Genomic DNA, 19,754 nt, shown 5'->3' on the forward strand with positions numbered 1-19,754 from the left:
CGACGTAGTCAGGACGATCGTCACGAGCTTCACCCGTACAATCCTCTATTTTACGAGAGCTAATGTTCATTCGTTATACACGCTCCTTGGCAACGCATACCAGAGACTATTCCCGACAAATGAATTTCCCGACGAAACACCTAGCAATTTGGCGTCTTCATGCAGGTCGATCGACTCTCCTCTGTCAAGTCCACTTTCTTTTAGAATAACGTGAGGTTCCTCTTCGCCCTGTGAGATTGCTTCTAACGCCACACCCCACTAGACGACTTCAATTCGACGTGGTTGAGCTCTCCAAACTCGATTTCCTCTCCAACTTCAAGACCTTGCTTCAAATATCTCATACTTTCAACCTCTCCACATCTTTCCACACGTTTTTGTTTCTACTTAAATGAAAACAAAACTGTGTAGAAATATGCGGGGAGTGGCCCCGCTTGAAACTTCGTTGACAGACAGGTCATCGAAGTCAATACAAATTCCATGCGGGTGAGAATCCCGCCGTCAGGGAGTTACTTTCTCACCCTGACGCCTTTATCAGTAGTTAGACGTATCTATGCCCCTCTTTTCGATTTGTTTCTCAGCGAAATCAATTGCTTTTAACAAGTCGCTTTTGCTGTCAAACACCGTTTCTATCCCGATACGTTCATCAATCGTTTCGATCGGATTTTCCCAGTCAGCAATGTGGACTGCATAGGCGGGTACTGCCGCCTTGAACCCGCCTTTAGGATTCCAAGGTCCACCCCGCCCACCAAATCCAGGATCGTCACGAACGAGTTGAATAATCTCTTTTATTTCGCTTTCATCCTTTTCTGGGAAAAGTGACCGTTGGAACTCAGTAAGGTACTGATGTGTATCACGCTCATACGTGTTAATCGGATGAGAATGCGACGTTTCTTCGTCAACTGGCAATCCCATTTGAATTTCCCACTTCCTCCCCCCCTTCTCAAAAGCGTCTTTATGGTCTCCCATCCAAGACGTTCGTGCTTTCGATCCATCTGGATACGCGGCTTCGAAGGTATGTTCATCCATTTTACGATCGTCCATACCGCTATTGCCGTCAGCAGAACGATCAAACTGAGCTTCGCCCGCGTCAGGATCGTCTGCGAGACAGTCATCTGCCCGTTCGTGTTCGGCATCCATTTTTCCGATGTAGTCTGAGTCTACGTCCACGCCAGTTTCTTCAGGAGCGCTGTTAACCCACCTGTCACTCCGACTCATGCTATCACCCGCAACACGTCATTGATACTTACTGTCTCAGAATCGTGAAAAATGTCGGATTTCATTTCATTCAAAACCCTGTAACAACTACTGGAAACTTTGATGGGAACAGTTTCCTCTCTCGAACGTTCAAGGTGGCCGTGACTACACGAACTTGGCCGTCCAAGAAACAGACCCGCTAATATTGCAATAGTTCGGGAATAAGACTTATTTTTATACTGACTATTCAACTGGTCCGCAATCTCCTCATCGATGCGAATTGATTTCCTTGACATATCTACAAACCTTAATGACTACACGGCAGATTATGGGGCATAGCGACTACACGGCCTACAAGCGACTTACAGCATTCATTCCTTCCCACGAGTTTACCCCCAAGCAATTCACCTATTGAGCGCCAGACATAAAAACCTTCGTTTTCTGATAATATATAAAATGATAGGATATGGCAGTATCATACTCAAACTGGCTGTTTCTACGGGGTTAAATTTCTATGATATTACTACTGTAATAATCTATTGGTAGTGTATAACAACCCACCCCGAAATCGGGCAGTAGAGGGCTTCTCAAAAATAACAAATAGGTGTATAGAAGTGTGGGAAGATGAAGAGAAGTGTTCCTTGCGCGCGAGATACCTACAATCATACACTTGTACTCTAGAAGAGTGTTACCTCAATCAGGTACGTGGCGGTTCGGTACGGTTCGTTTTTGATTACTACGTAATCAACACTCACCGCACCTTCACCACCTTCCCACAGGTACCTAGTTGAGAACAGAGATATGGATTATCACGTTCATTCGAACGTGTGAGCATAGATCTCTGTCTAGACCCCCCACCTGATTACAGGCTGTTGGCGGGTCGATTGAGTTGGTTGCCTGCCTTCCTAATGCGGTTGGGGTCGAGGAGAGAAGACGACCCAGCGTTGGGGAAAGCATCGGAACGTAGTGGAGATGATCCCCGAGTGGTCGTGTCGCTCTGCACGGAGACCCCCAAGCCCCTGTACCATCATGATCGTTACAGTCCCTCAAATATCGGCGTGAGTGGTGTTCTGTGAAGTTTGTTGAGAAAACAAGTGGTAACCATCCTATTCTCATTTCAAACCAACTGTGACCCACGTCACTGCCCTCACAGTCAATTCTAAGGGTCATGAATGGGGGTAAAATCGATTTGTTCAACAATCGAGTGGTAACCGTTGTGTAGTATACCGAACGGCCTGAGAGCCCTGTGAGAGTCTTAGAAGGAAATCTGATAGGACAAGTAGATTGCTCAATTCTTTTGCTTATCAACAGTAGATTTAATTGATTCGTGGAAGTATTTCTTTCTATGGATAGACGGTCATTCATACGGTCAGCTGGGATCGGTATGGTACTTTTATCGGGGTGTAGTAGTGATAGTGATTCATCGGCTACAGAACAAAATATTCAATTTTCAAAAAAATGGGAATATTCAGAATTGTCAGAGGATGCTAGATTTGTCGCCGGTTCATCTACAAGTGACACAATTTATATATTGCAATCAAATGGATATTTTTACAATATTAATAGACAAAATGGGGAGCGAAGGTGGTTTGAACAAATCGACGCAGCTCCTAGATCTGAACTCTTCACATTGAACGAACAACCAATAATTGCTGAGTTAGGAGGGTTATGGGGAGAGGTAAACATTTACATTTATACATCTGAGGGTGAGCTACAGACTACAATTCTCCCCGAGGAACGAATAGAAACTTCTCGTCCAATAGCAAAATAGCTTTTGACAGACAAAGATTATATCTTGCATTTGGAAATACTCACGATGAGGAGATCCATGCAACAGTCCTTAACCCAATTGAAAACGAAATGATTTCTGAAGAGAGATTAGTTTGGCCGACAATAGGACCATATGCAGTTGTTTCTGACGGAGGAGGTCTAATAGTAGGTGCTGGAGAATCACGTCCAGATTATCTTGCCCGTATAAATTCAACAGGAGAAGTTGATTGGCAAATTAAGTTTGAAGATAACGTAGTAACATCAAATGTCGATATTATAGAAGACGATGGTATAGTGATTGTAGGAAATAAATTAACCGACACGGACGGTGCTGAAACGATAGTCACAACACTAAATGGTGACATAAAGTGGCAACATAAGCTAAGATCCCCAAACGAATCATATCGCGTCTTAGGAGATCCAATAGTCACTAGTAATCATATTTATATCCCATATCTTATAGGCTCAAGTTCCATCGTAGTGAAGAAATTTAGAAAGGAAGGAGATGGAGAGGAACTAGACTCAAAAGAAATATCTCCAGAAGAAGGAGTGGGGGGTAATACTGTATTGTTTTCGGCAGATGGCCAAATAGTGCTAAGTAAAGTAACTCCTAATTCTTCAGGCGAAACAAGCGTTTCATTTAGAATTTTTGGTTTTCCAGATATAGATCTTGTAAATGAGCATACACTGAATGATGTGCATTACAATAAGTTATTGCAATTGTCCTCTTCCGACTTTTTATTCTACTCTAACTTTTTTGATGAATTGCAATATATAACATCTACATAACTATCTTACCCCATCCGATTCAAGGCGTCACGTCGGTCCTCTGTCGGAGCTTGGTCGTACCGTTGCATCGTCTTCGGTGAGTTACGCAATTGCTCACTGGCGGCTACAAGCCCCTCTTGGCGGGTCATGTACGTGCCCGTCGAGTGGCGTATGGCATACCAACTAATTTGCCGATTCGACGTGTCGATCCCTGCCGTCTCACACAACTTCCCCAAGAGGTACTTGAGGGACCGTGACGAGTAGGGGTGTGCCTCACGGGTCAACCATAGTGCATCTGTCTCGTCGTATTTGTCGTACAACTCACGTTCCTCAAGCCACCGTTCTAACATGGTTGCTGTCCGTTCTCGTAAAGCGACCTTCCAGTTATCACGACTCTTCGATGCCTCTTCTGCGGGAATCAACAGTCGTGCATTGGACAGGTCGATCCACGAGACACGGGCACGTCCGACTTCAACAGGTCGAAGGCCTGCATCTAACGATGTCCACACGAGTGAAGGGACTTTGAACCCGTTTGCCCGTTGTACGTCATCACTGTCGATTGCGTCAATCGGCTTGCGGAATCGGTGGGACAACTCTTTCTTCTCGTCGTGAGCAAGTTCGTGATATTGAGACACGCCCCCGTATTCCAGTGACGCCTCTTCGAGTAGCCGACGTTCCTCTCGCGTGAAGAAATCCCGTGGTTGCTGTCGGGCACTATCCCCGCTAAACGTGACTGACGGGTCCCAGTCGTCTATGTCGTCGTGATAGCGGGCAAGTGTTTTGAGTGACTTCTGTGCGTTGGACTTGTGGGCATCCGAGTGATCCGAGTAGACGAGTGACCGGCAGTAGTCGTCAAGTGCGTCTGTATCTATCGACAGGGTGTAGCCGTCACGTTCGTCCCACACCCACCTGTAGAACACGTCAATGTCGTGCATCCGTCGTCTGACTGTCGAACCCGCATACCCCTCTGCATGGTCAGGATCTTTGCCGAACCCGAGTAACCACTGTGCTAACTCTCGTCTAAACTCCTTGTAGTCCGTTCGTTGTCGTTGGTTGAGACAGTCGTGTGACGGGTCAGGCACTAACGTCACGTCGTGTCGATCCCCGTTGACAGCAATAGTTTCGTCACTCATTGTCGTTAGCCTGACTGTTACGGGCAACCCCCTGCCGTCTATTGATTTGCCGATTCAGCAATGTGGGTAGTTTTCGCCGTGGCTTGTGAATACTCATTTGTATCACGTTCACGACGGCAGAAAACTGCGAGAGGGGATCGGCGTGGGTCCAAGGGACAGCGCCCTCAACGCTGCGCCGTTGGCCTGGCTTGGCTACCCACGCGCTTCCTGCGATTAACTCGCGTTTCATTGTTCCGGAGGGGGATTAAAATGACTGTCGATTCGCCCCGTCCAGTTGTCTCCCGTGGCGTCATTTCGCTCTGTGGATAATTCGTAGAGAGCGGCCTGTCTCGATGGACCGTCCGATACTATTCGACCGGAGTATGATAAGAATATTGTCTATAATCGTCTTCCAAGTATGAAAGCAATATTATGGTATTTGGGAAACGACTGCGAGATATCTTACCTGGGATAGAAAATATGCAGAATACTCGGCTGAGATGCCCGTACCACGTGTTACCATGGTACCATTGCACACTATGAAAATACTGTTCGAATATAGGTACTTATAAGCTTGGAGTTACATAGTGTACGATAGGATTATGAGTTGTCAAAGTAACGCGTCTCCCGCTAACCGGACGTCGTTCACTGCCCACGAAGTGACGACCGACCAAACAGCAGACGTGGCGATGAAGACACAGACCAAGCGCTATACGTTTTACTGGCAGATCGGGGCCAATGGACCGGTGTTGCTTCGGGTTTCCGATTACGATGGTACCGACGTAACCAGTGACGTGGATCCCCCTGACGACATGTACGATCGCGTTCGACAAAACACGGGCCGGGATATCTGACCACAACGCGATCGAGCACCTGTCTTTCTGCCTGGGTAACTGTGTCGTGTGCCGTGAATGCGGATCGACCTACGAGAGACATCGCTTCGGTAACCGCTCTCTGAAGAAATACGTAACCAAACAATAAATAGGGACCTCACAGCAGTCCAAGACGGGATGGAATACAGAGACTTCGGGACGGCCATCGATTTCGAACCGTCGGCCCTGGGATTCGGTGCGATGCGGTTGCCGACCGAGGGAGAAGAGGGGACGATCGACCGTCAACACGCGATCGACATGATTCGGGCGGCGATCGACGAGGGCGTCAACTACGTCGACACCGCCTGGCCGTACCACGACGGCGAGAGCGAACGGGTCGTCGGCGAGGCACTCACGGGCGACTATCGCGAAGACGTCTCTCTCGCGACCAAGATGCCCTCGTGGAAACTCGAGACGAACGAGGACCTCGAGGAGTACTTTCAGCGCCAACTCGACCGACTTGCTACCGATCACGTCGAGTGTTATCTTCTGCACGCACTCGATGAGGAGTTCTGGAACACATACCAAGAACTCGATACGTTCGAGTGGCTCGAACGGAAACAAGCTGCGGGGGAAATCGGTCACGTCGGGTTTTCCTTTCACGACGATCTCGATCTCTTCGAGGAAATCGTCGACACCTACGACTGGGATTTCTGCCAGATCCAGTATAACTACCTCGACCAGCAATTTCAGGCTGGGCGGGCGGGTCTCGAGTACGCCGCCGAGCGAGGATTGGGCGTCGTCGTCATGGAACCGCTCCGTGGCGGGACACTCGCGACGGATCTGCCCGATCCTGTTTGCGAGGCCTTCGAGGAGGCCGATTCGGAGCGGTCGCCCGTCGAATGGGCGTTGCAGTGGCTGTGGGACCAGCCTGAAGTGTCGACCGTCTTGAGCGGGATGTCCACCCTCGAGCAAGTGCGTGAGAACGTCGACCTCGCCGCCCAATCCGGGGTCGGCCAGTTTTCCGAGAGCGATCTCCAGACCGTACAGCGAGCCCGTGAGCGGTTCGAGGAACTGATGGCTGTCGACTGTACGGGCTGTGATTACTGTATGCCGTGTCCGACCGGCGTCGATATTCCAGGCAACTTCGATCTGTACAACCGCCTGGAGACGAGCGACGACCCGACGGCCGTGCTAGACGAGTATGAACAGCTGGACGAGCACGCACGAGCCGATGCCTGTGTTGCCTGTGGCGAGTGTGAACCTGCCTGTCCACAGAACCTCGAGATTATCTCTTTGCTGGAAGAAACCCACGCCCGACTGGACGCTGTGCGCGCTTGACCGTGCCAGAGAGTCCAACCGGTCCCGAACTCAGTCGGCCTGTGGCTCCGGGTCGCTCTCGCTGGAAAGATCGACGTCTTCCAGTTCTCGGGAGGGTAACGTGTCCCGGAACCGCCGGACGATCCCTTTTGCCTCGCTCAATTCCGCACTCCCGACGGCCCGAAGCAGGGCGAGTGCCCGCCGTGCACGCGTCTGTCGCCAGGACTCCGCGCGATGCTCGTAGGTTCGGATCGCACGCAAGAAGTCGATCTTCCGGAACTCCGGCCAGTACGGGGCACAGAAATATACCGCAGCCTCGTTGCCGTTTGCGTGCCACGGGAGGAAGTTCGACGTGCGCTCGTCACCGCCGGTTCGAACGATGAGGTCGACGTCGCTGGTCGGCCCGTCGTACAATCGATCTTCGATCGTCCCAGCGTCGATGTCTGTCGGATCGAGACAGCCGTTTTCGATATCTTCGGCGATCGAGCGCGTTGCACCGAGTAGTTCAGCCCGCCCGCCGTAGGCCAGCGCGATATTGAGGTGGAACTGGTCGTAGCCACGCGTTTGCCGATCGGCGTAGGCGACTGCCTCACGGACGCGTTCGGGGAGCCGATCCAACTCTCCGATCGCTCTGATCCGGACTTGGGCTTCGTGGACCCGGTCGTGGTCGGCAAACTCGTAGAGTTTGTCCTCGATGAGATCGAAAAGGACGGCTCGCTGATCTGCCGGCCGGTTGAAGTTCTCTGTCGAGAATGCATACAGCGTCAGTTCTGCCACCCCGAGATCGTCACACCATTCGAGCAGTGATTCCGTCGTCTGTGCGCCTGCACGATGCCCGTTGCTGGTTTCCTCGCCGTGCGCGCGGGCATACCGTCGGTTCCCATCTTGGATGACAGCAACGTGGTCCGGCGCGCCCGACACCTCCCGTTCGAGCAACTGCTCGTAGAGCTTCGAGGCCCACTGACGCACCACAGAGACCATTTAACAGAACCGATACGCGCGGATGGAATGAGTCTTCTGTTCGCTTCGCCGGAGAACCCGCAGGGTTTTAATGTGTCGACCACGACGTACCAGTTGCAATGGCGACCGGTACGGTTGATTTCTTCAACGACACTGGCGGTTACGGTTTCATCGAGACTGAGGACGCAGACGAAGACGTGTTCTTCCACATGGAGGACGTCGGCGGTCCTGACCTCGAAGAAGGCCAAGAGGTTGAGTTCGACATCGAGCAGGCCGAGAAAGGCCCCCGCGCGAAGAATCTCACGAGGCTCTAAGCATGGCGGAAGGCACCGTGGACTTCTTCAACGATACGGGTGGTTACGGCTTCATCGAGACCGACGCGGCCGACGACGACGTGTTCTTCCACATGGAAGACGTCGGCGGCCCTGACCTAGAGGAGGGTCAGGAAGTCGAGTTCGAGATCGAAGAAGCCGAGAAAGGCCCGCGCGCGACGAACCTGACGCGGCTGTAAACACGGTACGGCGGGTCCCACCCGTCTTCTACCGCTCTCATCCCGTCGAGCAGCTGCGCTGTCTGAGACCGTGAGTCGTATTACCAGCGACGCCGACGTACGGATATGGACGCGAACGTCGATGATCTCTACGCACAGACCCGAAAGCTACTGCAACCCGGCGAGATCGAGCTTCGCGGGTTGATCGTCCACACCGAATTGTCGAACGATCAAGAGCCGGAACTCAATCAACTGACCATCGAAGTTGGAGACACGATCGCCGAACACGCCGCCACCGACGCGGACACGTACGTCTACTCGGGTACAGAGGATCCGGAATTTGGCCTCAACCAGCACCAGGGACTGACGATCGACGGCGACGAGTTCGTCTGGGAGTGCCAGCAACTCCTCCGGGATGGAACCTTCGACGTGGTCTTTTACTATCGAGACAGCGCTGAGACGGATGCCATTCTCGAGGATCTTCGTGAGAACGATCACGAAGTCGCCGACGTCGAATCTCCCTGAACGGAGAGAACAGAGCCACACCCGATGAGAACGGAACAAATACAGTACAACAGGCAGGCTCGACGGTAATGGTCGTCTGGCATCGTGACCCCACAAAGCGAGCAGCGAACGGATGATTCCACTCTTCCACGACTTCGATGGCGAGCGCGTGTTGATCTTCGGCGGCGGGAGCGTCGGTGCTCGGAAAGCCCGTCGGTTCGCACGGGAGGCCGAAACGATCGTCGTTAGCCCGACCTTCGCCGACGTAGCGTTCGGTGGGGCCGAGCGGATCCGTGCTGCCCCCGACGAGTCCGCCGTCGACACGTGGCTCGACCGCACCGCTCCGGCGCTGGTCGTCGCCGCGACCGACGACGAGTCACTCAACGGGGCGATCGAAACGGCAGTCCGCAAGCGGGGCATACTGCTCAATCGCGCAGACCAGCGTGGTGCGCGAGACGCCGGCAGCGTCGTCGTGCCGGCGACGATCCGGCAGGATCCGGTCGTCCTCGCGATCGCAACGGGTGGCCAGAGTCCGGCCGTGAGTCGAGTGCTTCGAGAACGGCTCGAAAACGAGACTTACGTCCGACAGGCTGGAGAGATAGCTCGAATCACTTCCGAGTTGCGCAAGCAGCTACAGGAAACAGGCGTAGATCCAGACCGTCGCCAGCAAGCTATTCGCGAAGTCGTCAAGCGGGACCGGGTTTGGAAGGCTTTAGATAGCAGCGGTTCTAACACTCTGGAAGTAGCAGCAGACGTGATCTCGGACGTGATCGGTGATACATCGTGACGCGAGAGCCAGGTATTGTCTCGGGCGTGAGCGTTGCCCACCACCACGCCAGCGTCGAAGCCATCGACGCGGCCTCTGCGGAGAGTCAACGTGAGGCCGTCGAACAGCTACTGGCACGAGACGGCGTCGCTGAAGCCCTCGTCTTGCAAACCTGCAACCGTGCCGAGCGGTACGTCGTCACCGAGGACCCACAGCAGGGCCGGGACGTCCTCGCGTCCTCGACCAGTGATCTCCCGGCGGGAACCGTCGCAGAGATGGACCACGAGGAGAGTCTGCGACACCTGTTGCGAGTTGCGGCGGGACTCGAATCGCTCGTCCCAGGCGAAGACCAGATTCTCGGCCAGGTGCGAGATGCGCGCGAGGACGCACGCCACGCTGGCGGACTCGGGCCGGTCTTGGACGACGCAGTGACGAAAGCGATTCACGTTGGCGAACGCGCCCGGACCGAGACCGCCATTAACGACGGTGTGGTCTCGCTTGGCAGTGCCGCCGTCGAACTTGCCGGGCGTGAGTGTGATCTCGCGTCGGCGACTGCGTTGGTCGTCGGAGCCGGCGAGATCGCGACGCTCGCGTCCGAGGCGCTCGCGGATCGAGCAGGGGTGGACCACTTACTCGTCGCAAATCGAACGGTCCCACACGCCGAACACATTGTCTCGACCGTCGACGTCTCAGCCTCGGCGACCGGCCTCGGGGCGCTTCCTTCGGCGGTAGACACGGCGGATCTCGTCGTTTCGGCGACCGCCAGCCCCCAGCCAGTGTTCGACGTCGAGACGTTTGGGACGGTTGGTGACACAGTTGTCGTCGACATCGGTCAGCCGCGGGACGTGCCACGCGGCGCTGGGGAGTACGCGGGCGTCTCGGTTTTCGATCTCGACGACTTGGAGTCGGTCACTGCAGCGACGCGAGCCAGTCGGGACGCGGCCGCCGAGGCCGTCGAGGAGATCGTCGAGTCGGAGTTCCGAAACTTGCTCACCCAGTTCAAACGCAACCGGGCTGACGACGTGATTTCGAGCATGTACGAGAGTGCCGAGCGTGTCAAAGCCCGGGAACTCCAAGAGGCGTTTGGCAAACTGGATCTGGACGACGACCAACAGGAAGTCGTCGAGTCGATGGCTGACTCACTGGTCAATCAATTGCTCGCTGCCCCCACCGAATCGCTCAGGGACGCCGCCGAAGACGACGACTGGACGACCATCGATACGGCCCTGCGGCTGTTCGATCCACACTTCGGCAGCGGGGAACAGCCCCCGTCGGTCGCGATGGCCGAAGACGAGGTCCACGACCGTCTCTCGGCACTCGTCGACGCCGACGACTGAACAGGTAGTGCCGACAGTCCGCGTCGACGCGCTCGTTTGCCGCCGGCCGAACGTTCTTTTGCCACGGTGGTGTGTGGCCACACATGGCAGATCTGTTGAGCGACCAAGAGATCGAGAACCGACTGCCAAGCGACTGGCAGCGAGACGGGGACGAAATCGTTCGCACCTACGAATTCGACGCCTATCTCGACGGGATCGGATTCGCGTCGGCCGCCGGGGGCCTCGCTCAAGAGGCCTTTCACCATCCGGAGATACGGATCGGGTGGCGAGAGGTCGAGATACGCCTGACGACCCACGACGCCGGGGGCATCACCGAGGCCGACCTCGATCTGGCTGCTCGACTGAACGAGATCCGGGACTGACTGCCGGCAACGGTGTTGATCGAGTCCCCCGTGTGAACGGCTGGTTTTTTTGCCTGTCGGCATCCCGTGTACGGATATGGACTCGCGTGCGGAAGGGATTGCATCGCTGCTTCGAACGACGCGACTCAACGCCGCTCTCGGCTGGCTGTTGACCGGCGTGATCGCCATGATCGTTGGCGGAAACGTCCTCTTGGGGAACGTCCTGTGGGCTGGTTTCGCGGCCGTCGTCGGCGGGTTGGCTGTGCTTCCCCCGCTGGCACAGGGCGATCCGATGGCGATGATCCCCTGGGAGGTGTTCGTCCTGGCCGCGTTGCCCTTGCTGGGGAACACGTTCGGCGTCAGCCTCGCATTCAGGGGGATACCGACCTACCTTTCGGTGGCGGCGCTTGCACTCATCGTGGCTGTAGAGCTCCACCTCTTTACTGATGTCGAGATGAACTATCAGTTCGCGCTCCTGTTTGTCGTCGTCTCGACACTCGCCTTGGCCGGCCTCTGGGCGGTCGCACGGTGGCTCTCAGATCTGTACCTCGGAACGACGTTGCTCGTCGACCCGGCAATCGCCGAATCCGTGATCGAAGAACAGCTCATGTGGGAGTTCGTCGCCTCGGCGGTTGCCGGTGTCCTCGCCGGTCTCACTTTCGAGTTGTACGTCCGCCGGTACGTCCACGTTCGCCCAGGGGGTGACTGAGCGTGGGACTCACGTCACGCCTCCGTCTCACCGAGGCCCAACAGCGCCAGCTTACCTGGGTGATGGAAGTCGCGTTGATCGGGCTGTTGTTCATCGGACTGGAACGCCGATCGGCCGGGATTTCGATCAATGCTGTGATGGGGCTTTTGGTCCTCCAGATTCCGCCGCTGCTCGAACGGGACTACAGCGTCTCGATGGACCCGCGGCTGACGCTGTGGATCACGAGTGCCGTCTTCCTGCACTCGCTGGGGACTGTCGGTATCCCCGGCGGTGAAGGATTCTACAGCACGATTCCGGGGTGGGATCATCTCACGCACGCGCTGTCGGCATCGGTCGTGGCAGGCGTCGGCTACGCGACGACGCGAGCCCTGGATGTTCACTGGGACGACGTGCAGTTGCCCGAGCAGTTCGTGTTCGTGTTCATCCTCATGTTCGTCCTCGCGTTCGGGGTGATCTGGGAAGTCATCGAGTTTACGACCAGTGCCGCCGCAACGGCGATCGGTGGGTCGCCGGTCTTGACCCAGTACGGGCTGGAGGATACGATGAAAGACCTGATTTTCAACACGATCGGGGCCATCGTCGTGGCGTCGTGGGGAACCATCTATCTCAACGACTTCGTGACCCAGCTCCTGACAGCCGTTGGGATCGCAAACGACGACGCCGACGGCGGGGAGTGACCGTTTTATACACCGGTCGCCAAATCTATCCGTGTTCGTCGGTCACGCCTTCCTCGCCTTTGGGATCGTCGCGCTGCTCGCAGGCCGCTACGGGCCCGAGACCCGCCCGCTTGGGCTCCCTGGCGGCGTGACCGTCGGGTCCGCCGTCGCCGTCGGACTCGCAGCCGCCCTCTTTTCGTCACTCCCCGACGTTGACGTTGCTCACGCGGCCTTCCAGGTCGTGACGCTCCCGGAGGAGTCGACGGCGTTCGATCACTTCTGGGCAGCCACCAGCGAACGCCATCGGACGACGACTCACTCGCTGGTCGTCGCAGTGGCAGCGAGTGTTGGCTTCGCGCTCTGGCCCGTTGGCCGCTGGCTTGGGCTGGGCGTCCTCGCCGGTGTCGTCGCACTCGGCGCAGTGGCTGGCGGCATCGTGGGCGGTGCGGTCATGACCGTTTTCGTACTCGTCGGCCTCCTCGTCGTGACGCTTGCCCTCAAGACCGGGCTCGCGGGACGATCGATCTTCACTGCGGCGGTGGTTGGGCTCTCGATCCACCCATTCACGGATCTGCTGACGGGAGAGCCTCCACTGTTTTTCGCCCCCTGGGAGTTCGCCGTGATCGGCGGTCGCATCGAGCCCTTCGTAGATCTAACGCTCAATCTCCTCCTGGCGTTCGGCACGGAACTTGCTGTCATCTGGTTTGGTCTCTTGGTCGGGCTGTGGCTCGCCGGTATCGACTGGCGTCGACACGTCCATGCTGCCGCCACTGTCGGGATTGCCTACGCCCCGATGGCACTCGTCTTACGCCAACCCAGCGTCGACAATGCGACGCCGTTCGTCGCAACGATCCTCCTCGTCGGCATGGTCGGTGTCGTTAGCTTTCGACGGCCGGTGAGTAGCGACACGACCGTGACAGCTGCCCTCACTGCCCTCGCGACGATCACTTTCGCCTGGCTCGGATTCACGCTCGCGTACGTGACTGTCACGGGTTCGGTATAACTAACCCGAGTGCACAAGGCGATCGGCCTCGTTGATTCGAGTGAATCTATGGGAGGCCGAGAGCTGCTTGCAGCCGTCGAACAGTCGGTCGAATTCGACCCGAGAGCGGTGTCGATCGACGACGGCGAGGTGCTGGAGCTGTTCGAGCCTGCCGTCAGAGAGTGGTGGGTCGAGACGTTCGGCCCGTTCGTCCCCGACAACGGCGGCTTTTTCACCCCACCGCAAAAAGACGCCATTCCGCTCGTTCACGACGGCCAAAACGCGTTGATCGCCGCGCCGACGGGCTCGGGCAAGACCCAGGCGAGCTTCGCCGCCATCATCAACGAACTGTTCGAACGCGGCCGTACCGATGGCCTGGAAAACTCGGTGTACTGCCTGTATATCTCCCCGCTGAAGAGTCTCGCCAACGATATCCACCGCAATCTGGCTGTCCCGCTCGAGGAAATCACCGCCAAACTCGACGAGCGTGGCGAGAATGTGGACATTCGCCACGCGATCCGGCACGGAGACACCTCCGATAGCGACCGGCAAGCGATGCTCGAAGAGACGCCACACATCCTCAACACGACCCCGGAAACACTCGCTATCCTGCTCAACTCCCCAAAATTCAAGCAGAAACTCCAGACCGTCGAGTACGTCATCGTCGACGAAATTCACAGTTTGGCGGCAAACAAGCGTGGGACGCACCTGTCGGTCTCGCTCGAACGGCTCGAAGCCATGGCCGAAACCTCGCCCACCCGAATCGGCTGCTCGGCGACGGTCGAACCGCTCGACACCATGGCGGAGTTTCTGGTCGGCCGCCAGGAACCGGGCGGGGATCCACGCGAGTACGAACTCGTCGACGCCCGCTTTGCCCGCGAGTTCGACATCGAGCTTACGACACCGACGGATGATCTGATCCACACCCCGCAATCGACCGTCAACGATCGGTTTTACGACCAGTTGCACGAGCTAATCCAGGATCACACGAACACGCTGATCTTTACCAATACGCGGTCCGGGGCCGAACGCGTCTTGCACAACCTCAGAGAACGGTTCGACGCCTACGACGAGGCCAATGCGGGCTGTCACCACGGCAGCCTCTCGAAGGACAAGCGCGAAGCCATCGAATCCGACCTGAAATCGGGCGACATCGATGTAGTGACGACTTCGACGAGCCTCGAACTCGGGATCGACATGCCCCACATCGACTTGGTAGTCCAGGTCGGTTCGCCCAAGTCCGTCGCGGCGCTGCTCCAGCGTGTCGGCCGGGCGGGTCATCAACTCGGCCAGACCGTCGAAGGACGGGTAATCGCTCTCGATCGAGACGAGCTAGTCGAGTGTGCCGTCATGCTCAAGAAGGCCGAGGAGGGGTTCGTCGATCGCGTGTTCGTTCCCGAGAATGCCCAGGACGTCGCCGCCCAGCAGGTCTATGGCATGGCGATCAACGAAGTTCGGCCCGAGGCTGAAGTGACAGGCATCCTCCGGCAGGCCTATCCGTACCGAGAGTACGGCGACGAGGAGTGGGAGCAACTGGTCCGATATCTCACCGCAGACTATCCGGGAATGGAAGACGAGAACGTCTACGCGAAGATCTGGCGAGACACGAACGATCCGCCCGACGGCGAGTACCACTACGAGGAGTTCCCGGTCGGCGAACCACTGATCGGCAAGCGCGGCCGCCTGGCCCGCGTTATCTACATGACGAACATCGGCACGATCCCGGATTCGTTCACGTGTGACGTCCTCACTCGCGCTGACAGCGAGTGGGTCGGCCAACTCGACGAGTCGTATCTCGATACCGTAGAATCCGGCGACGTGTTCGTCCTCGGCGGCGACCGCTATGAGTACCGGTACCGCCGCGGCTCGAAGGTCTACGTCGACCCCACGAGCGCGCGACCGACGGTCCCCTCGTGGTACTCCGAACGCCTCCCTCTCAGTTACGATCTCGGCCGAGAGATCCTGTCGTTCCAACGCGAGTTGCTTTCACGCCTCGATCGCGGCGGGCGAGCCGAGGCCCGCGTCTGGCTGCGGGAGTTCCCACTCGAGGAAAACAGCGTCCGGGCGATCGTCCGGATGTTCGATGACCAACGCCAGTACGCCGGTGCTGACAGCATCAGCACGGACGAGCGCCTCGTGATCGAAGAAGAGCGTGATCGCGACGAGTACGAGCGACGCTACTACGTCCACTCGAACTACGGACGGCGATTCAACGATGGCCTTTCACGACTGTTGGCCTCTCACGTCGCTCAAGAAGCGACCGCAAACGTGCAGGTCGCCGTCGCCGACCACGGCTTTACGCTCTCGATGCCGCTCAACCGGAAAGTCGACGTCGCCGGTATCCTCCGGTCGATCGACCCAGACGACGTGCGTACAGACTTGCGTGAAAGCCTCGACGGGACGGACCTCCTCGATCGGTACTTCCGGATCAACGCAACGCGCTCGCTGATGATCCTCAAACGCTACAAAGGCTACGAGAAGTCCGCCAGCGAACAGCAGGTAAACAGCGAGATGCTCCTCGGGTTCGCACAGGATCTCGATGAGTTTGCCGTCGTCGAAGAGACCTACCGGGAAATTCTCGAAGACAAACTCAACGTCGAAGCGATCGAGGGCGTGCTCGGCGCAATCAGTGACGACGAGATCGATGTCGTCCATCATCGCGTCGACTCTCCGACGCCGCGGGCCTTTGGCCTCGCTACCTTGATGGCCAGCGACGTCGTCCTCGCCGAAGACGAGTCCGCCGTCCTCAAGGAGTTTCACGAACGGGTTCAGGAGGCGATCGACGAGGGTGGCGACGCGGCGGTCGCTTTCGAGTGATCCCGATCCCTAGGTTCCTCAAGACGGGACGACAGTGATCTGCCGGCTGTGATCGATCGCCCGTTCCAGTTCTTCGGCGATGGCACTCCCACGGGAGACTTGGACCTCGCCGCCGCGGCTGACTGTCGCCGTAAAGAGATATTCGCCGTCGGCCCGCACCTCGACCGTCTCGCCGGCCAGGCCTTCGGCAGGAACGACCACGTGTCTGGACGTGATCTCTGGTGTGACCGTCCGTCCCGCCTGTCCGCCGGAACTGCCTGATGTCCCACTCGGCGCGCTCGACTGGCTGCCCTCACGCTCGTCGAGCGTCCGGACGTCGATGTCGATACCGAGGCGGTTCTCGACATCTGTGATCCGGCCCCCGCCTTTCCCGATGACCTGGGAGATATCGTGCTGTTGGACCCAGACGACCGCCCGGTCGCGCCCGCGGACCTCGACCTCGACGTGGCCGTCGGCTATCTTCCGAATCTCACCTTCGACCTCCTGGCGAGCGATCCGGTCGACGCCGCTCTCGGTACCCTCGTCGTCGCCAAGTGGCACGGTGACGACCTGGCGGTTGAACGTGTAGATCTCGTACTCCGGAACCCCCGTCTCGAAGTCCTCGATGACGATGACCGGCCGGGCGAGATCCTCTTCCATGAGGCCTTCGGGGACTTTCACTTCAGTATTTACGTCGTAGACTGTCTCGATCTGGCCGGCCTCGATGTAGACGACGGTATCGACGACCTGTGGGATCATGCCCAGCTCGACGCGGCCGACGAGGCGCTGTAGGGCGTCGATCGCTCGTGTCGCGTGCACGACGCCGATCATGCCGACGCCGGCCAGGCGCATGTCTGCAAAGACTTCGAAGTCGTCGGTTTTGCGGACTTCGTCGTAGATCGTGTAGTCCGGCCGGACCATCAACAGAGAGTCTGCGGTCCGCTCCATCGAGCCGGCCAGTTCCGTGTACTGGGTAATCTCCGGGCCGACCTGGAGGTCTCGCGGTTTCTCCATCGTCTTCACCGAGAAGTCCGAGTCGGCGAGGAAACTCCCGACAGCCTGGGCGAACGTTGACTTGCCGGCTCCTGGCGCACCCGAGATCAACACGCCGCGCTGGCGTTCGAGCAGCCGATCGCGCAGTTCCTCGGCGTACTCGTAATCGTCTAGGTCGGTCTGGACGATCGGGCGGACAGCCGTGATCTCTAAGCCGTCCGCGAAGGGCGGCCGAGCGATCGCGATGCGGTATTCCCGGAACTGGACGATCGTCATGCCCGGTTCGTCGATCTCGATGAACCCCTCGGGACTCGCCCGGGCGCTCTCCTCGATGTCGTGGGCGTACGCCGTGAGTTGGTCTTCTGTCGAGAGATCTTGCCGGATCGACTCGTAGTGCATGTCGCCGATCTCGCCGCGCTTTGCCATTGGCTTCGCGCCGACTTTGAGGTGGACACTCATCGTGGTCTCGTCGAAGAACGACTCGATGTCCAGTTCCTCGACGTCCCGACCGACGGGTTCGATGAAGACGACGTCCAGTCCTTTCGCGCGGGCGACCTCGCTTTGAACGACATCGCTGGTGACCAGCGTCGACCCGCGCTCTTCGGCGAGATCCCGAATGAGTGCGTCGACGTCTCCGTCCGCGGCTGCTCGTTTCTCGGCGTGTTCCGGGCGTCGGCCGATGTACTCGACAGTGATCGTTCCCTCCTCGGCCAGGTCGGCCAGTCGCTGTAACTCTTCGAGGCCGTCCCAGCCGGTCTGGCGACCTTCGTTGGCCTGGGCTTCGAGTTCACCGACGACGGCTTCGGGGACCGATATGGTGGCGTCGGCGAACTCCCCCTCGGCCACGCGATCGGACACCCGACCGTCGATAATGACGCTCGTGTCCGGTACGACGTTCATGTCTGTGAGTGGGGTCCCGTCGCTGATAAACGCCCGCATCCACCTCCCCATCTTGCCGGGCCGTCGCGATGGTCCAACAGGATACCGGCCGGCACCCAACGTTCTTGTCGACGCCAGTGGAACGTCCGACGATGGCCCCAGAGTACCAGGATACCGAGTGGCTCGCAGCTCGGCTCCGCGATATCCTCGAGTTTTACTATCCCGACGGTATCGACGACCGCGGCGGCTACGTTGCCCAACTCGACGGAGAATCGGGCGAGATCTACGACCGCGATTCGAAGCACCTCGTCGCCACTTCTCGATACGTCGTGAATTTCTGCCTCGGGGCGCGTTTCGACGGGCCGGACCCGTGGCTCGAAGCGGCCAAACACGGCATCGAGTTTCTCCGAGAAGGCCACCACGACCCCGACACCGGTGGGTACGACTGGCTTCTTGAGGGGACAGAGACAGTAGACCGCAAGCGCGTCTGTTACGGCCACGCGTTCGTCCTGCTGGCCTACGCTCGTGCCGTCGAAGCGGGAATCGACGGCACCAAAGCCGATCTCGAAGCTACCTACGACCTCCTGCTGGATCGCTTCTGGGAACCCGAATACAACCTCTGTCAGAGTGAATTCGACGGCGACTTCGAGGACGCGTCGGCGTATCGCGGCCAAAACGCCAACATGCACACCTGTGAGGCGATGCTCGCCGCCTACGAGGCGACTGGTCAGCAGCGGTATCTCGACCGCGCCCGAGAGATCGCCCACGCGCTGACAGTCGATCTCGCAGCCGACCACGACGGCTACCTCTGGGAACACTACACCGACGAGTGGGACCACGACATGGACTACAACCGCCAGAAACCAGACGATCTCTTCCGTCCGTGGGGCTACCAACCCGGCCATCACATCGAGTGGGCCAAATTGCTGGCAGTGCTCGATCGCTACGCCGACGTCGACTGGGCGATCGAACGGGCCGAAGAGCTGTTCGAAATCGCGATCGAGGACGGCTGGGACGACGACTACGGTGGCTTCTACTACAATTTCGATCCCGACGGCGAACCCATCGTCGACGACAAGTACGGCTGGCCGGTCGCGGAAGGTATCGGGGCAGCTGCCGCCCTGTACGAACGGACGGGAACCGCGCAGTATCTGGACTGGTACGACCGGTTGTGGGCATACGCCCAGGCGAATCTGACTGCACCGGAGGGGAATTTCTACGTCAAACTCACTCGCGACAACGAGCCATCCCCGACAGACGACGGCCCAGCAGTCGAACCTGGATACCACCCGGTCGGCGCGTGCTTCGAGGGACTTCGTTCGCTGTGACTGCCTCGCCGGGATCGGTGTAGATAGAACAATAAGC

General features: G+C 57.7%; 19 protein-coding genes. 15 read left to right on the top strand and 4 right to left on the bottom strand.

Annotated elements, in window-relative coordinates:
* Nucleotides 1-531: 531 nt before the first annotated feature.
* Nucleotides 532-1,215: a hypothetical protein gene (locus tag Hrd1104_RS04965; RefSeq protein ID WP_154551706.1), complete on the bottom strand. Its 684-nt coding sequence runs from the start codon at nucleotides 1,213-1,215 to the stop codon at nucleotides 532-534.
* Nucleotides 1,216-2,539: 1,324 nt separating this feature from the next.
* Between Hrd1104_RS04965 and Hrd1104_RS04970 the strand changes: the two genes are divergently transcribed.
* Together Hrd1104_RS04970 and Hrd1104_RS04975 are read left to right on the top strand one after the other, a co-directional pair.
* Nucleotides 2,540-2,965: a hypothetical protein gene (locus Hrd1104_RS04970; RefSeq protein WP_154551707.1), complete on the top strand. Its 426-nt coding sequence runs from the start codon at nucleotides 2,540-2,542 to the stop codon at nucleotides 2,963-2,965.
* A gap of 89 nt (nucleotides 2,966-3,054) precedes the next feature.
* Nucleotides 3,055-3,753: a hypothetical protein gene (locus Hrd1104_RS04975; protein WP_154551708.1), complete on the top strand. Its 699-nt coding sequence runs from the start codon at nucleotides 3,055-3,057 to the stop codon at nucleotides 3,751-3,753.
* A gap of 5 nt (nucleotides 3,754-3,758) precedes the next feature.
* Here Hrd1104_RS04975 and Hrd1104_RS04980 read toward each other — a convergent pair whose 3' ends face one another.
* Nucleotides 3,759-4,865, bottom strand: a complete 1,107-nt coding sequence (locus tag Hrd1104_RS04980; protein WP_021029403.1) for a site-specific integrase — start codon at nucleotides 4,863-4,865, stop codon at nucleotides 3,759-3,761.
* A 581-nt stretch (nucleotides 4,866-5,446) separates the two neighbouring features.
* Between Hrd1104_RS04980 and Hrd1104_RS04985 the strand changes: the two genes are divergently transcribed.
* Nucleotides 5,447-5,698 carry a hypothetical protein gene (locus tag Hrd1104_RS04985; RefSeq protein WP_154551709.1) on the top strand — a complete coding sequence of 84 codons (252 nt, stop codon included), beginning with the start codon at nucleotides 5,447-5,449 and terminating at the stop codon, nucleotides 5,696-5,698.
* A gap of 156 nt (nucleotides 5,699-5,854) precedes the next feature.
* Entirely contained in the window at nucleotides 5,855-6,997 is a 1,143-nt protein-coding gene (locus Hrd1104_RS04990; RefSeq protein WP_154551710.1) for an aldo/keto reductase, read from the top strand.
* A 30-nt stretch (nucleotides 6,998-7,027) separates the two neighbouring features.
* Here Hrd1104_RS04990 and uppS read toward each other — a convergent pair whose 3' ends face one another.
* A complete protein-coding gene (gene uppS / locus Hrd1104_RS04995; protein ID WP_154551711.1) occupies nucleotides 7,028-7,957 on the bottom strand; it encodes a polyprenyl diphosphate synthase in 930 nt (309 codons plus the stop codon).
* A gap of 98 nt (nucleotides 7,958-8,055) precedes the next feature.
* Between uppS and Hrd1104_RS05000 the strand changes: the two genes are divergently transcribed.
* From Hrd1104_RS05000 to Hrd1104_RS05045, 10 genes are all read left to right on the top strand, one after another.
* Nucleotides 8,056-8,250: a cold-shock protein gene (locus Hrd1104_RS05000; RefSeq protein WP_154551712.1), complete on the top strand. Its 195-nt coding sequence runs from the start codon at nucleotides 8,056-8,058 to the stop codon at nucleotides 8,248-8,250.
* A gap of 2 nt (nucleotides 8,251-8,252) precedes the next feature.
* Nucleotides 8,253-8,447, top strand: a complete 195-nt coding sequence (locus Hrd1104_RS05005) for a cold-shock protein (RefSeq protein WP_154551713.1) — start codon at nucleotides 8,253-8,255, stop codon at nucleotides 8,445-8,447.
* A 105-nt stretch (nucleotides 8,448-8,552) separates the two neighbouring features.
* A complete protein-coding gene (locus tag Hrd1104_RS05010) occupies nucleotides 8,553-8,951 on the top strand; it encodes a DUF5778 family protein (protein WP_154551714.1) in 399 nt (132 codons plus the stop codon).
* 112 nt (nucleotides 8,952-9,063) lie between these two features.
* Nucleotides 9,064-9,717 (top strand): bifunctional precorrin-2 dehydrogenase/sirohydrochlorin ferrochelatase, encoded by a 654-nt coding sequence (locus tag Hrd1104_RS05015; RefSeq protein ID WP_154551715.1) that lies wholly within the window; start codon nucleotides 9,064-9,066, stop codon nucleotides 9,715-9,717.
* Entirely contained in the window at nucleotides 9,714-11,033 is a 1,320-nt protein-coding gene (gene hemA / locus Hrd1104_RS05020) for a glutamyl-tRNA reductase (RefSeq protein WP_154551716.1), read from the top strand. Before Hrd1104_RS05015 ends, hemA begins: the two co-directional genes overlap by 4 nt.
* Nucleotides 11,034-11,116: 83 nt before the next feature.
* Nucleotides 11,117-11,395 carry a 4a-hydroxytetrahydrobiopterin dehydratase gene (locus Hrd1104_RS05025; RefSeq protein WP_154551717.1) on the top strand — a complete coding sequence of 93 codons (279 nt, stop codon included), beginning with the start codon at nucleotides 11,117-11,119 and terminating at the stop codon, nucleotides 11,393-11,395.
* 76 nt (nucleotides 11,396-11,471) lie between these two features.
* Nucleotides 11,472-12,083: a hypothetical protein gene (locus tag Hrd1104_RS05030; RefSeq protein WP_154551718.1), complete on the top strand. Its 612-nt coding sequence runs from the start codon at nucleotides 11,472-11,474 to the stop codon at nucleotides 12,081-12,083.
* 2 nt (nucleotides 12,084-12,085) lie between these two features.
* Complete coding sequence (locus Hrd1104_RS05035; RefSeq protein ID WP_199268282.1) at nucleotides 12,086-12,760, top strand: hypothetical protein; 675 nt, start codon at nucleotides 12,086-12,088, stop codon at nucleotides 12,758-12,760.
* A gap of 31 nt (nucleotides 12,761-12,791) precedes the next feature.
* Nucleotides 12,792-13,742: a metal-dependent hydrolase gene (locus tag Hrd1104_RS05040; protein ID WP_154551719.1), complete on the top strand. Its 951-nt coding sequence runs from the start codon at nucleotides 12,792-12,794 to the stop codon at nucleotides 13,740-13,742.
* A gap of 48 nt (nucleotides 13,743-13,790) precedes the next feature.
* Nucleotides 13,791-16,538, top strand: a complete 2,748-nt coding sequence (locus Hrd1104_RS05045) for an ATP-dependent helicase (protein ID WP_154551720.1) — start codon at nucleotides 13,791-13,793, stop codon at nucleotides 16,536-16,538.
* Nucleotides 16,539-16,556: 18 nt separating this feature from the next.
* On the opposite strand, the gene Hrd1104_RS05050 is transcribed toward Hrd1104_RS05045, so the two are convergent.
* Nucleotides 16,557-18,410, bottom strand: a complete 1,854-nt coding sequence (locus tag Hrd1104_RS05050) for a PINc/VapC family ATPase (RefSeq protein ID WP_154551721.1) — start codon at nucleotides 18,408-18,410, stop codon at nucleotides 16,557-16,559.
* A 131-nt stretch (nucleotides 18,411-18,541) separates the two neighbouring features.
* Between Hrd1104_RS05050 and Hrd1104_RS05055 the strand changes: the two genes are divergently transcribed.
* On the top strand, nucleotides 18,542-19,717 hold the full coding sequence (locus Hrd1104_RS05055; RefSeq protein ID WP_154551722.1) for an AGE family epimerase/isomerase: 1,176 nt from the start codon (nucleotides 18,542-18,544) through the stop codon (nucleotides 19,715-19,717).
* The last annotated feature ends 37 nt before the right edge of the window (nucleotides 19,718-19,754 follow it).

The organism is Halorhabdus sp. CBA1104, from assembly GCF_009690625.1.
Taxonomy (GTDB): Archaea; Halobacteriota; Halobacteria; order Halobacteriales; family Haloarculaceae; genus Halorhabdus.